The following is a 13757-nucleotide window of genomic DNA, read 5'->3' on the forward strand; positions in this document are numbered from 1 at the left end:
CATGGTGCGAGAGCGCCTGGGCGTCGGCGCCGAGGCCTTCCCGCTGGCGCGCGTGCTGGAGGGCGGGACGTGGGCGGCGGGGCGGCGCATCGCCCGGAGCTTGCGCGCCGACGGCGGCCCGCCGATCACCGTCGTCAGCGACGGCACCGTGTTCTGAGGGGGATGAAGATGAAGGGCGTGACGATCGTCGACCACCCGCTGGTGCAGCACAAGCTGACGCTGATGCGGAAGAAGGACACGTCCATCAAGAGCTTCCGCCAGCTGCTCAAGGAGATCGGCGGCCTGATCTGTTACGAGGTCACCCGCGACCTGCCGCTGGAGACGGTGGAGATCGAGACGCCGATGCAGGCGATGGCGGCGCCGCAGCTGGCCGGCAAGAAGCTGGTCTTCGCGCCGATCCTGCGCTCCGGCGTCGGGATGCTGGACGGGATGCTGGAGCTGGTCCCCGCCGCCCGCGTCGCCCACATCGGCCTCTACCGCGACCCGGCGACGCTGGAGTGCGTGGAGTACTACTTCAAGGCGCCCGTCGACCTGGCGGACCGCACGGTGGTGGTCATCGACCCGATGCTGGCCACCGGCAACACCGCCATCGCCGCCGTCGACCGGCTGAAGGAGGCCGGCGCCAAGGCGATCCGCATGGCTTGCCTGCTGGCCTCGCCTGAGGGGCTCTCCAAGTTCCAGGGTCACCATCCGGGCGTGCGCGTCTGGGCCGCGGCGGTGGACGAGAAGCTCAACGACCACGGCTACATCCTGCCCGGCCTCGGCGACGCCGGCGACCGCATGTACGGCACGCGCTGAGGGGCTGGGCCGTCTTTCCCGGGCCCTCGGGGGCTAGGTGGCGAATTCCACGACCGCCAGCACCAGGCCCGCGATCCACAGCGTCTCCAGCCCCATCACCGCGACCGGGCGCCAGCCGGCGGCGATCAGGGCCTTGAACGAGGTCTTCATGCCGAGCGCGGCGATGGCCACCACCAGGCACCAGCGGGAAACCTCCCCCGCGCCGTCGACGACCGGCTTCGGCAGGAAGCCCAGGCTGTTCAACGCCACCAGGGCCGCGAAACCGAAGAGGAACATCGGCATCGGCGCCTTCGCCCCCGGCTGCCCGCCTCGGCCGCGCGACAGGACGAAGGCGATGATCGCCACCACCGGCAACAGCATGGCGACCCGCAGCAGCTTCACATAGGTCGCGATGTCGCCGGTCTTCTGGGAGATCATGTAGCCCGCGCCCACCACCTGGGCGACGTCGTGGATCGTGCCGCCGAGGAACAGGCCCGCTCGCTGGTGGTCGAGACCGATGGCCGCCACCAGCATCGGATAGAGGATCATCGCGATAGTGGAGAGCGTGGTGACCACCACGACGGCCAGGATCACGTCGCGCTCGCTCTCCTTGGTCTTCGGCAGCACGGAGGCGATGGCCAGTGCCGCCGAGGCTCCGCAGATGCCCACCGATCCGCCCGACAGCACGCCGAACTCGCGGCTGAGGCCCAAGAGGCGCGCCAGGCCCAGCCCCACGAGCAGGGTGGTCGCAACCCCCGCCACCACCATGGCCACGGGCACGGGGCCGAGCGCGATGATCTGTTCGACGGTGATCCGCGCGCCCAGCAGGGCGACGCCGGTCCGCAGCACCGCCTTGGAGGCGAACTCGATGCCTGCGATGCAGCGGCCTTCCTCGTGCAGGAAGTGGAAGGTCATGCCGAACAGCAAGGCGAACAGCATCACCGGCGCCTTGTAGTGGCTGGCCAGCCAGTCGGCGGCGAGCGCGATGGTCAAGGCCACCAGCACCCCCGGATAGACCGAGCGGGCGAAGGCATCGATGCTGAGGCGCTTGGGTGCGGCGGGCGCGGAGACCGGCAGCCCCTCCATGCCCTCGAAGGACTGGAACATCTCGTGCGCGGCTGCGGCGTCGGTATCGATGTCCCTGATGATCATGGTCCGGCCTTTCCGCTGGGCGGCCAAGCTGGGCCGGTTGGGACGCCAGCGCTACATCCCCGCCGCCGTGTAGCCGCCGTCGGTGCGGTCAGTCCAGCAGCCGCCGGACGGCCGTCTCCAGCGTCTCGCGCGCCCGCTTGGGCGACAGGCCCTGCTCGCGGCGCAGCCGGGACCAGCTCTCGAAGCCGAGCAAGAGGTCGAGGATCTCCACCTTCAACTGGTCGCGGGCCACCGCCGGCGGCAGCTGGTGCTTGAGGATCTCCCGCATCGTGGCGTTCAGGCGGGCGTAATCGATCCCGAGGACCTTGGAGCGGTAGCGGAACACCGCCGAGGCCCGCAGAAAGGGGCCCACCTTCTCGAAGGCCCCCGAGCGGCGCTCGATCAGCTCGATGACCCGTTCGCGCCAGTCCTCGGATCGGAAGGGCTGTGCGACGACCGCCCGCAGTTCGCCTTCGATCACCGCCGACATCTCGCGGTAGAGGCTCTCCATGTCCTGGAAATGGCGGAACACCGTGCGCAGGCCGACGTCGGCGCGCTGGGCGACCTGCTCGGCGCCGGGGGTGACCTCGCCGGAGTGGATGATCTCCAGCATGGCGGCGATGATCCGCGCGCGGTTGTCCTGGCCACGCTGGCGGCGGCCGTCGGCCAGGGGGGGCGTGCGCGCCGGGCCTGGGCTCACGCGAACAACCCGGTAAGGCCGGCGGGCGCCAGGGCCGCGTCGACCTGCGCCCGCGCCTGTGGCGGCAGCCTGTCCCGCGACTGGCGCAGCCAGCCCAGGCACTTGGCCTGGTAGGGGAACGGCTGCTGGGTCCAGACCTCGCCGTCGACGCGCGCCGTGACCTCCGGGGCCTTGGCCATCACCGCCTCGGCGTTCGCCAGCATCACCGGCAGGTAGACCCGACCGATCTCGGCCAGGATCGCGCCCAGGGTGTCGGGCAGCGCGGCCATGGAAACCCAGCCGTCGTCGCCCGGCTCCACGCCTGACTGATCCTCCATCAGGCCCACCCAGGCGGTGACGCGCGGCGCGAGCTCCAGGGTGAGGGCCATCGGCGTCGGGTCGAACTCGGCGAGCTGGGTCAGCTGGCCGAACACGGCGAAGTCGCAACTCGCGGGTCGGTCGCCCAACAGATAGGGCAGGTGCGTCAGGTGGGCTTCGAAGGCCGCCAGGAAGCGCCGATAGCTGGCCTCGATCACCGGCCCGGTGACGGCGTTCGAGCCCACGTACCTCAGCCGTCCGATCTGCCGCTCGGCGACGAAGGCGCCGCGGGTCCGCAGCTCCTCGTCCGGAACCGTGAAGCCGCGCCAGCAGGGCAGGATGGCCGCGCCCTTGGCGATGTCCGGCGCATAGGACCACCGGTAGTGGAACATGGCCTTGGTCAGCCACTCGTCGGCGTAGTCCTCGATCAGTTCGTCGAGGAAGGCCAGCGCGGGGTCGGTCGGGATCAGGCTGCGCCCGACATGCTCGCGCTCCAGGCGGCGGATGATCGGCGTGGAATCGGTGACCGCCTGCAGTTCGCCCGCCTCGTCGGGCAGGTAGAAGGTCGGCAGCAGCGACACCCTGGGCTGCGGCAGGCCCGCCAGGGCCGGACCGCTGGGCGGCAGCAGGCGGTAGGGAATCCGCCGGTAGCGCAGCACCCCCAGCATCTTGCGGGTGTAGGGCGAGCCCGGCGCGCCGGAGAGGGCGATGGGATCGGTCATGGCGCGGGCTCCAGACTAGCGGAAGGCGGCGAGGCAGGGTCGGTGCGCCGGATACCTTTCGAGCCACCGGCGGGCTCGGGACGTCGCCATCATGGCCTAGCCGAACGGCCCCGCGGAAGATATCCCGCGCGCCGCCTGCCGTCCCCGCAGACCTTGACGATAACTAAATATAGTGGCACACATATTGCCACTATATTCCGGGTTGAAGTCCGGAGAGTCAATCGGGGAGGCCTCCACCGTGCACGCCTTGAGGACCCCCGATGAGCGGTTCGCCCGCCTCCCCGACTGGCCGTTCGCGCCACGCTACGCCACGGTCGTCGACGCCGACGGGACGGCGCTGCGGGTCCATTACGTGGACGAGGGTCCGCGCGACGGGGCGCCGGTGCTGCTGATGCACGGCGAGCCGTCGTGGTCCTACCTCTACCGCAGGGTCATCCCGGCCCTGACGGCCAAGGGCCATCGCGTCATCGCCCCCGACCTGATCGGCTTCGGACGCTCCGACAAGCCGGCGGCGCGCTGCGACTACACCTATGAGCGCCACGTCGACTGGATGGGCCAGTGGCTGGCCCAGATGGACCTCCACGACATCACCCTCTTCTGCCAGGACTGGGGCGGGCTGATCGGTCTGCGCCTGGTGGCGTCGTCGCCAGAGCAGTTCGCCGGCGTGGTCGCCGCCAACACCGGCCTGCCGGTCGGGACCGGCCGGACGGAAGGCTTCATGGCCTGGCTCAACTTCAGCCAGGCAGTCCCGCAGATGCCGATCGGCATGATCGTCCACGGCGGCACGGCGCGCGACCTTTCCCCCGCGGAGATCGCCGCCTACGACGCCCCGTTCCCGGACGAGAGCTTCAAGGAAGGCGCCCGGCAGTTCCCCAGGTTGGTGCCGGTCACCCCGGAACACGCCTCGGTCGCTGAGAACCAGGCCGCCTGGGCGGCGCTGGAACGCTTCGACAAGCCGTTTCTTACCGCCTTCAGCGACGGCGATTCCGTGACCCGCGGCGGCGAGGCGGTCTTCCAGACGCGGGTCCCCGGCGCCAAATGCCAGCCGCACGTCATCCTGCAGGGCGCGCATTTCCTCCAGGAGGACTGCCCCGTCGAGATCGTCACGATCATCGAGGGCATGATCCAGCGGCGCACGAAGGGCTTTGCCTGACGGACGTCGTCGACGCCGTCTCCGGCATTATCCGTGCCGATAGACAGACCCTGCGGGATCGATCCAGCCGCCCAGGAGCGGGCGCGACCCTCGCGGTCCCGGACTTGACGTCGTGCGCCGCTCGTGGCGAGCAGTCTTGCAGCGGGCCAGCTCGCAGACGGAAGCGCGATGCCGAAGATCCTGGCGATCGAAGACGATGCCACCACCGGCAAGGAGATCGTGGCGGAGCTCGAGCAGCATGGGTTCGTCGTGGAGTGGACGCCGGACGGCCGCGACGGCCTGACGCTGGCTCTGAGTGGCGATTTCGACGCCGTCATCCTGGACCGGCTGCTGCCCCGCATGGACGGCCTGGCCATCGTCACCGAGATGCGCGGCGCGAACGTCGACATCCCCGTCCTGATGATCAGCGCGCTGAGCGACGTGGACGAACGGATCCGCGGCCTGCGGGCCGGCGGCGACGACTACATGACCAAGCCGTTCGCGTCCGAAGAGCTGGCCGCGCGGCTGGAGGTCCTCTTGCGCCGCCGCCAGGCCGCGCCCCGCCAGTTGAACCTCTCCGTCGCCGACCTCGACCTCGACCTGATCAGCCGCACGGCGCACCGCGGCGGAGCCGAGATCCGGCTGATGCCCACGGAGTACAAGCTGCTGGAGTTCATGATGCGCAACTCCGGGCAGATCCTCACCAGGACCATGATCTTCGAGGCCATCTGGGGCTACCATTTCGACCCCGGCACCAACCTGATCGACGTGCATCTGGGCCGGCTGCGCCGCAAGATCGACCGGCCGGGTCTGGCGCCGCTGATCCACACCGTCCGCGGCTCGGGATACGCGCTCAATGCGCCCGGGTGAGCTCTGGCGGACGACCCCGTTCCGGCTGACGCTGATGAACGGCGCGGTGTTCGCGCTCGCCGTCGTGGCCCTGATGGGCCTCATCTATCAGCAGACGGCGGGCTACATGGCCCGTCAGATCGACGGCATCGTCATCAGCGAGGCCAAGGATCTGAGGCTGGGCGGCGCCGAGCGGCTGCCGGAGCGGGTCACCCAGGCCGTCGCCGCCGACACCCGCCGCATCGAATACTACGGCCTGTTCTCCGCGGACGGCATCTGGATCTCGGGCAACGTCCGCAGCCTGCCCGCCAGCCTGCCGATCGACGGCGCGCCCCGGGAGGTCCACGCCGCGGGCCTGCAGCCCGGCGCGCGCGGGCTGGCGCAGCGGATGCCGTGGGGCGAGATCCTCTATGTAGGCCATGACGCGCTGGTGCTGACCGGCCTTCGCAAGATCATCATCAATGCGCTGGCGCTCAGCGGCGGCCTGATCCTGGTGCTGGGCCTGGCCGCCGCTGCGGCCCTCAGCCTGGGGCCGCTGCGGCGCATCGACGACCTGCGCGCGGCGAGCCGGGCGGCGCTGAAGGGTGAGCTCGGCGTCCGGCTGCCGGTCTCCCGCCGCCGCGACGAGATCGACATGCTGGCCGGTGTCGCCAACGCCATGATGGACGAGGCCGAGCGCCTGCTCTGGGAGGTCAAGAGCGTCGGCGAGAATGTCGCCCACGACCTGCGCACCCCGCTCAACCGCCTGCGGGCGCTGCTCTACCGCGTGCGGCAGGAGACGCAGCTCGAAGGCGCCCAGCGGGAAATGCTCGACCAGGCGCTGGCCGAGACCGACGACCTCCTGACCCGCTTCCGCGCCCTGCAGCGCATCGGCGAGATCGAGCGGCGTGACCGCCAGGCCTTCTTCGAGCCCACGCGGCTGCAGAGCGTGCTGGAGCATGTGCGCGAGCTGCACGAACCCCTGGCGGAGGACCGCGGCGTCGCCCTGGAGGCGGACATCGCCGACGACGCGCCTGCGGTGTCGGCCGATCCGACCCTGCTGTTCGAGGCGGTCAGCAACCTCGTGGACAACGCGCTGAAGTTCACCCCGCGCGGCGGCCGGGTCACCCTGCGTCTGGTGGTCCGCGACGAGGGGCCGAGGATCGAGGTGGCGGACAACGGCCCAGGCGTGCCGGAGGTGGAGCGCGACGCGGTGCTGCAGCGCTTCTACCGCGCGGCCCGCACCCGCACCGAGCCCGGTTCGGGCCTGGGCCTCAGCATCGTCACGGCGATCGCCCGGCTGCACCATTTCACCCTGGTGCTGGAGGACGCCCGGCCGGGCCTGCGCGTCGCCCTGAACTGCTGGCCGCGCGGCATCGGCGGCTGAGGGCTGCGAACTTAAAACTATCTTCATTGGCCTCCGGGGCCGGATTGGGTCCAAGGAACGCGCCGGGAATCGCCGCGGCCCCCTCGGCGCGGCGCCCACGCCTACTCCGTCCGGAACTCAGTCGCTTGAACGCCATCGTCCGTATCGCGCTTAAGCGCCCCTACACCTTCATCGTGATGGCCGTGCTCATCATGATCTTCGGGGTGATGGCCGCGCTCCGGACGCCCACAGACATCTTCCCCGAGATCCGGGTGCCGGTGATCGGGGTCGCCTTCAACTTCGCGGGCCTGTCGCCCGGCGAGATGTCCAACCGGATCGTCACCCAGTTCGAGCGGTTCCTGACGACCACGGTCAACGACGTGGAGCACACCGAGAGCCAGTCCGTGAACGGCATCGGGATCGTGAAGATCTTCTTCCAGCCCGGGGTCGACATCCGCACAGCGACGGCGCAGGTTACCTCGACCGCGCAGACGTCCATCCGGCAGATGCCCGCCGGCGTGACCCCGCCGCTGGTCCTCAACTACTCGGCCGCCACCGTGCCGATCCTGCAGCTGGCGGACTCCGACAAGACACTCTCCGAACAGAAGCTGTTCGATCTGAGCCAGGTGGTGATCCGGCCGGTCCTGACCACGGTGCCCGGGGCGGCCACGCCCTACCCCTATGGGGGCCAGCTTCGCCAGATCCAGATCGACCTCGACCCTCAGGCCCTCCAGTCGAAGGGCGTCTCGGCCAATGACGTGACGACGGCGCTCGCGGCGCAGAACCAGATCCTGCCGGTCGGCTTCGTGAAGATAGGCTCCTATCAGTACAACGTCCGGCTCAACGACGCCGCCGAAACCATCGAGGATCTGAACAGCCTGCCGATCAAGACGGTGAACGGCGCCACCATCTTCATCCGCGACGTGGGCCAGGTGCGCGACGGCGCCCCGCCGCAGACCAATATCGTCCACGTCGATGGCGGCCGCGCGGTGCTGTCCACCATCCTGAAGACCGGCTCGGCCTCGACGCTTGCCGTGGTCCAGGGCGTGAAGGACAAGCTGCCCGGCCTGAAGGAGCAGCTGCCCTCGACCTTCAAGATCACCGCGCTCAACGATCAGTCGCTGTTCGTGAAGGGCGCGATCTCCAGCGTGGTCAAGGAGGGCGCCATCGCCGCGGCGCTCACTAGCCTGATGATCCTGCTGTTCCTCGGCAGCTGGCGCTCGACGGTGATCATCGCCGTCTCGATCCCCCTGGCCGTGCTGGCGGCGATCGCTGCGCTGTCGGTGAGCGGTCAGACGTTGAACATCATGACCCTCGGCGGCCTGGCCCTGGCGGTCGGCATCCTGGTGGACGACGCCACGGTGACCATCGAGAACATCAACTGGCACCTGGAACAGGGCAAGGACGTCCGCACGGCCATCCTCGACGGCGCCAACCAGATCGTCACGCCCGCCTTCGTCTCCCTGCTCTGCATCTGCATCGTGTTCGTGCCGATGTTCATGCTCAAGGGCGTGGCGGGCTTCCTGTTCGTGCCGATGGCCATGTCGGTGGTGTTCGCGATGATCGCGTCCTTCGTCCTGTCGCGGACGCTGGTGCCGACCATGGCGATGTACCTCTTGAGGCCGCATGCGCCGCACGACGAGCATGCCTCGGAGCCCCGCTCGCGCAATCCGCTGGCGCGTTTCCAGCGGCGGTTCGAGGCCGGCTTCGGGAAGGTGCGCTCGGTCTATGCCGGCCTGCTGGAGCGGGCGATGGGCGCCCGGCGGCCGTTCCTGATCGGCTTCATGGCCGTCGTCGTGCTGTCCTTCGGCCTGGCGCCGTTCCTGGGCAGCAACTTCTTCCCCTCGGTGGATGCGGGCCAGATGACGATCCACGTGCGGGCGCCGGTCGGCACGCGGCTGGAGGACACCTCGCTGGAGTTCCGCCGCATCGAGGGCGCGATCCGCCAGGTTATCCCGGCCGACGAACTCAGCTCGATCGTCGACAACATCGGCATCCCGAACAGCTCCATCAACATGGTCTATTCGAACTCCGGCGTGATCGGCGCGCAGGACGGCGACATCTACGTCAGCCTAAAGGCGCACCATCATTCGACGCCTGCCTATGTGAAGCGCCTGCGCGAGGTGCTGCCCCGCGACTACCCCGGCACCACCTTCGCGTTCCTGCCGGCCGACATCGTCAGCCAGATCCTGAACTTCGGCGCGCCTGCGCCCATCGACCTGCAGATCTCCGGCCCAGACGCCGCCGCCAACCGCGTCTACGCCAACACCCTGCTGCGCAAGATCCGGGAGGTCCGCGGCCTTGCCGATGTGCGCATGCAGCAGCCCGAGGGCTCGCCCGAACTGCGCGTCGATGTCGACCGCGCGCGCATCGCCCAGCTGGGCCTTTCGGAACGCGACGTGACCAACAGCCTGGTCACCACGCTCGCCGGCAGTTCCCAGGGCGCGCCGACCTTCTGGGTCAACCCAAAGACCGGGGTGTCGTATCCGATCGTGGCGCAGACCCCGGAGTACAGGCTGTCCTCGATCTCCGGCCTCGAAGGGGTGCCGATCAACGGTACGACGGCCCAGAACAACCAGGCGCAGATCCTTGGCGGGCTGGGCGCAATCAGCCGCGACAGCACGCCGGCTGTGGTCAGCCACTACAACGCAGCCCCGGTCATCGACATCTACGCCACCACCCAGGACCGCGACCTGGGCTCGGTGACCAAGGACATCAACAAGATCCTGAAGGACGCCGCCAAGGACCGGCCGAAGGGCGCCTCGGTCGACCTGCGCGGCCAGATGGTGACCATGAACACCGCGTTTTCGGGCCTGTTCTTCGGCTTGGCCGCGGCGATCGTGCTGATCTACCTGCTGATCGTCGTGAACTTCCAGTCGTGGCTCGACCCGTTTGTGATCATCACCGCCCTGCCGGCGGCGCTGGCCGGGATCGTCTGGATCCTGTTCGCCACGGGGACGACGCTTTCGGTGCCGGCCCTGACCGGGGCGATCATGTGCATGGGGGTGGCGACCGCCAACTCGATCCTGGTCATCAGCTTCGCCCGCGAGCGCCTGGCCGCCACCGGCGACGCGATCGTCGCCGCCACCGAGGCCGGCTTCACGCGCTTCCGGCCGGTGGTCATGACGGCGCTGGCCATGATCATCGGCATGGCGCCCATGGCGCTGGGCCTGGGCGAAGGCGGCGAGCAGAACGCCCCCCTGGGCCGCGCGGTGATCGGCGGCCTGGTCTTCGCCACCATCGCCACCCTGATGTTCGTGCCGGTGGTCTTCAGCCTCGTGCACGGCCGACGGGCGCATGCGGTCGCCCCCGAGCCGATCACCGGAGAGTCCTATGCCTGAGGCCGCCGCGTCCCCCATCTCGACGCACCGCCTGCGGTTCGCCGGCCTCGCGGCGGCCTGCGTCGCCGCCCTGGTAGTGGTCGTGGGTCTGGTCAGCCGTGTCAGCGCCGACCAGGGCATGAGAACCTGGACGCGGGAGCAGTCGATCCCGACCATCGGCCTCGCCAAGGTCGAAGGCGGCGGGGAGCGCCAGCTGGTCCTGCCGGGCGACGTGCAGGCCTTCTACACCGCCCCGATCCACGCCCGGGTCAGCGGCTACCTGAAGCGCTGGTACGCCGACATCGGCGCGCCGGTGAAGGCCGGCCAGGTCCTGGCCGACATCGACACGCCGGACCTCGACCAGCAGGTGCTGCAGGCGCGCGCCGACCTCGCCACCGCCCAGGCCAACCAGAGCCTCGCCGGCACCACCTCGAGGCGCTGGGAGGGCCTGGTGGCGCAGGACGCGGTCTCCAGGCAGGAGGCCGAGGAGAAGTCCGGCGACCTCGCGGCCAAGACCTCGCTGGTCAACGCCGCCCGCGCCAATCTCAACCGGCTGCTGGCGCTGGAGTCCTTCAAGAAGATCACCGCCCCGTTCGACGGCGTCGTGACCACGCGCACGACCGATATCGGCCAGCTGATCACCACCGGCAGCCCCAACGACGCGGCCCTGTTCACCGTCGCCGACCAACGGAAGCTGCGCATCTACGTCCGCGTGCCGCAGAACTATTCGGCCCTGATCCAAAAGGGCCAGACCGCCGACCTCACCGTCCCGGAGTACGCCGGCCAGACCTTCAAGGCCGTGGTCGCCAACAGCGCACAGGCGGTGGGGGCCCAGAGCGGCGCGGAGCTGGTCGAGCTGCAACTGGACAACGCCGACGGCCGGATCAAGTCGGGCGACTACGCCCAGGTCACCTTCCGCCTGAGCTCGCCGCAGACCACGACGCGGGTTGCGGTGACGGCGATCCAGTACCGCCACAGCGGTCCGGTGGTGGCCATCGTCGGGACCGACAGCCACGTGAAGATACGGCCGGTGACCATCTCCCGCGACCTGGGCTCCAGCGTCGAGATCGGCGCCGGCCTGGCCGCCGGCGACCGCGTCGTCGACAATCCGCCGGAGTCGCTGGCCGACGGCGACCTGGTGCGCGTCGCCGGCGCCTCGGCGCAGAAGGCGGGGGCCTGAAGCGCATGGCCGCGGCCAGGCTGCTCCTGACGGCGGCGGCCGCCGCCTTACTGGCCGGATGTTCGCTGGCGCCACCCTACGCGCCGCCGGCCACCCCCATCGCGCCGGCCTTCAAGGAGCAGGGACCCTGGACGCCGGCCGCGCCCGCCGACGCCCAGCCGCGCGGCCAATGGTGGGCGATGTTCTCCGATCCCGTGCTCGACGACCTCGAGGCCCGCGCCGAGAAGGCCAACCCCGGCCTCGCCGCCGCCGTCGCGGCCTACGACCAGGCCCGCGCGCTCGCCGCCCAGGCCCGCGCCGGCCTGGCTCCGGAGATCGACGGGGGCGCCACGGCGCAACGCACCCGCCGTTCGGACAACGCGCCCCTGCGGGTCGGCGGGCCGGACCAGTATTCGAACAACCAGGTGGGCGTGTCGCTGGCCTACGAGATCGACCTCTGGGGCCGGCTGCGCAATCTGGCGCGAAGCGCCGGCGACCGCGCCCAGGCCAGCGAGGCCGACCTTCGGTCCATGCGGCTCAGCCTGCAGGCCGACCTCGCCGAAGACTACCTCAGCCTGCGCGGCCTCGACTCCCAGCTGCGTCTGCTGCAGGCGACCGTAGCCGCCTACGCGCGCGCCCTGGAGCTGACCCAGATTCTGCACAATGGCGGCAACGCCACCGGCCTCGACGTCGCCCGCGCCCAGACCCAGCTCTCCACCGCCAAGGCCCAGCTCGCCGACGTCGCCGCCCAGCGCGCGCTGATGGAGCACGCCATCGCCGCCCTGGTCGGCGAGAGCGCCTCAACCTTCAACCTCGCGCCCGTAGAGACCGCCCTCCCGCAGCCGCGCGTGGCGGTCAGCGCCCCCTCGACCCTGCTGCAGCGCCGCCCCGACATCGCCGCCGCTGAACGGCGCGCGGCCGCGGCCAACGCCGACATCGGCGTCGCGCGCGCGGCCTTGTTCCCGTCGCTGACCCTGGACGGCTCGGCCGGCTGGCAGAACGCCGGCGGGGCCAGTCTGCTCACCGCCCCCAACAGCTTCTGGATGATCGGGCCGCAGCTGGTCGGGGCGATCTTCGACGGCGGCCGGCGCAAGGCCGGCGTGCAGGCCGCGCGGGCGGCCTTCGACCAGGCCAGCGCCGACTACCGCGGTGTGGTGCTCAACGCCTTCCGCGACGTGGAGGACCAGATGGCGCTGGCCAACCGGCTGGCGGCCGAGGCCAAGGACCAGACCGACGCGGTCACCGCCGCCCGGCGCACCGAGGAACTCGCCGACATCCGCTATCGCCAGGGCGTGGCGACCTACCTCGACGTGGTCACCGCCCAGACCGCGGCGCTCACCGCCGAGCAGGCGGCGATCCAGCTGACTACGCGGCGCCTGCAGGCCAGCGTGAACCTGACCCGGGCGCTCGGCGGCGCCTGGAGCTGACGCCGCCGGCGGCGGCTATTTCCGGACGAAGGCTTCCTGGTAGGCGTGCGACTTGCCTTCCGGGTTCTTGCCGATGCCGCGGCGGATCGCCGTCTTGCCGTCCGAGCTGAAGGTCCAGAATTCGCCGGCGATCACGTCGCCGTCCTTCATCTTCAGGATCTGCAGGTCGTTCGGGCCGGTCTGGGTCACCGAGACCTGGTTGAAGCGCTCCTGGTTCGGGAAGGGGGCCGGCGTGCCGTCCAGCGTGGTGACGTGGTCGCTGATGTAGGGCTTGTCCGGCCGGGTGGTGTTGGCCGAGTGGTACTCGAGTTTGTTGGGCCCGAACTTGAAGTTGATGACCAGCTTGAAGCCCGGGGTGATCGTGCTGCCGGGCGCCTTGGACTCCACGGCCTCCCAGGCGCCGTCGTGCGGGCTGGCGGCCTGGGCCGAGGCGGCGCTCAGGGTGAGCGCGGCGACGGCCAGGCCCAGGGTCACGGTTCGTCTGATCATCGTGGTCTCCTTGAAAATGCGGCGCAGGGTCAGATCGCGACCCGGCCTTCGAGATGCTGCTCGACCTGTGCGCGCGTGGTCCACAGCGTGCGCAGGGTCTTGTCCGAGAGGTGCTGCAGCTGGTCGGAGCGGTGCGGCGAGCCCGGCTGGCTGGCGTTGCCGTAGCTCATCAGCCCCTTGGCTTTGATCGGCGTCGAGAACTCCACCAGCGACACCCAGGTCTCGCCATGCACCGGGATGCGCTTGCCGGCCTTCAGCGGACCCCAGGTGATGGTGCGGAAGATGCCGGTGTTGCCGAAGCCGCCGTTGCCGGGAAGGTCGACCTTGTCGATGGCGAAGCGCGAGACCTCGCCGAACGGCCGGTCGATGGCCCCGTACTTGGTCTTCATCTCGGCGATGGCGGCCTTCA

The 13757-nt window shown here is 70.1% G+C and carries 13 protein-coding genes; 8 read left to right on the top strand and 5 right to left on the bottom strand.

Features of this window, described 5'->3' with window-relative positions; translation table 11 throughout:
• The first annotated feature begins 1 nt into the window (after position 1).
• Together JWP28_RS20610 and upp are read left to right on the top strand one after the other, a co-directional pair.
• Positions 2-157 (top strand): DUF1688 family protein, encoded by a 156-nt coding sequence (locus tag JWP28_RS20610; RefSeq protein ID WP_366143777.1) that lies wholly within the window; start codon positions 2-4, stop codon positions 155-157.
• Positions 158-168: 11 nt separating this feature from the next.
• On the top strand, positions 169-798 hold the full coding sequence (gene upp, locus JWP28_RS01795) for a uracil phosphoribosyltransferase (protein WP_299539329.1): 630 nt from the start codon (positions 169-171) through the stop codon (positions 796-798).
• 33 nt (positions 799-831) lie between these two features.
• On the opposite strand, the gene JWP28_RS01800 is transcribed toward upp, so the two are convergent.
• The 3 genes from JWP28_RS01800 to JWP28_RS01810 all read right to left on the bottom strand — a co-directional run bounded on the left by JWP28_RS01800 (position 832) and on the right by JWP28_RS01810 (position 3627).
• A complete protein-coding gene (locus JWP28_RS01800; protein WP_299539331.1) occupies positions 832-1929 on the bottom strand; it encodes a putative sulfate exporter family transporter in 1098 nt (365 codons plus the stop codon).
• An 88-nt stretch (positions 1930-2017) separates the two neighbouring features.
• A complete protein-coding gene (locus JWP28_RS01805; protein ID WP_299539333.1) occupies positions 2018-2608 on the bottom strand; it encodes a TetR/AcrR family transcriptional regulator in 591 nt (196 codons plus the stop codon).
• Complete coding sequence (locus tag JWP28_RS01810; RefSeq protein WP_299539335.1) at positions 2605-3627, bottom strand: glutathione S-transferase N-terminal domain-containing protein; 1023 nt, start codon at positions 3625-3627, stop codon at positions 2605-2607. The genes JWP28_RS01805 and JWP28_RS01810 overlap by 4 nt, the downstream gene beginning before the upstream one ends.
• Positions 3628-3865: 238 nt before the next feature.
• Between JWP28_RS01810 and JWP28_RS01815 the strand changes: the two genes are divergently transcribed.
• The 6 genes from JWP28_RS01815 (at position 3866) to JWP28_RS01840 (ending at position 12859) form a co-directional block, all read left to right on the top strand.
• A complete protein-coding gene (locus JWP28_RS01815; RefSeq protein ID WP_299539337.1) occupies positions 3866-4780 on the top strand; it encodes a haloalkane dehalogenase in 915 nt (304 codons plus the stop codon).
• A gap of 168 nt (positions 4781-4948) precedes the next feature.
• Entirely contained in the window at positions 4949-5629 is a 681-nt protein-coding gene (locus tag JWP28_RS01820; RefSeq protein ID WP_299539340.1) for a response regulator transcription factor, read from the top strand.
• On the top strand, positions 5616-6974 hold the full coding sequence (locus JWP28_RS01825) for a HAMP domain-containing sensor histidine kinase (RefSeq protein ID WP_299539342.1): 1359 nt from the start codon (positions 5616-5618) through the stop codon (positions 6972-6974). Before JWP28_RS01820 ends, JWP28_RS01825 begins: the two co-directional genes overlap by 14 nt.
• Before the next feature lie 125 nt (positions 6975-7099).
• Positions 7100-10294, top strand: coding sequence for an efflux RND transporter permease subunit (locus JWP28_RS01830; RefSeq protein ID WP_299539345.1), 3195 nt, complete (start codon positions 7100-7102; stop codon positions 10292-10294).
• Positions 10287-11453: an efflux RND transporter periplasmic adaptor subunit gene (locus JWP28_RS01835; RefSeq protein WP_299539348.1), complete on the top strand. Its 1167-nt coding sequence runs from the start codon at positions 10287-10289 to the stop codon at positions 11451-11453. Before JWP28_RS01830 ends, JWP28_RS01835 begins: the two co-directional genes overlap by 8 nt.
• Before the next feature lie 5 nt (positions 11454-11458).
• Positions 11459-12859, top strand: coding sequence for an efflux transporter outer membrane subunit (locus JWP28_RS01840; RefSeq protein WP_299539351.1), 1401 nt, complete (start codon positions 11459-11461; stop codon positions 12857-12859).
• 15 nt (positions 12860-12874) lie between these two features.
• Here JWP28_RS01840 and JWP28_RS01845 read toward each other — a convergent pair whose 3' ends face one another.
• Together JWP28_RS01845 and JWP28_RS01850 are read right to left on the bottom strand one after the other, a co-directional pair.
• Positions 12875-13348: a hypothetical protein gene (locus JWP28_RS01845; RefSeq protein WP_299539353.1), complete on the bottom strand. Its 474-nt coding sequence runs from the start codon at positions 13346-13348 to the stop codon at positions 12875-12877.
• Between the two features lie 29 nt (positions 13349-13377).
• Positions 13378-13757 (bottom strand): penicillin acylase family protein (locus tag JWP28_RS01850; protein WP_299539355.1); only part of this gene is annotated, 380 nt, incomplete at its 5' end.

It is taken from the genome of Phenylobacterium sp. (assembly GCF_028290885.1).
In the GTDB taxonomy this organism is placed as follows: domain Bacteria; phylum Pseudomonadota; class Alphaproteobacteria; order Caulobacterales; family Caulobacteraceae; genus Phenylobacterium.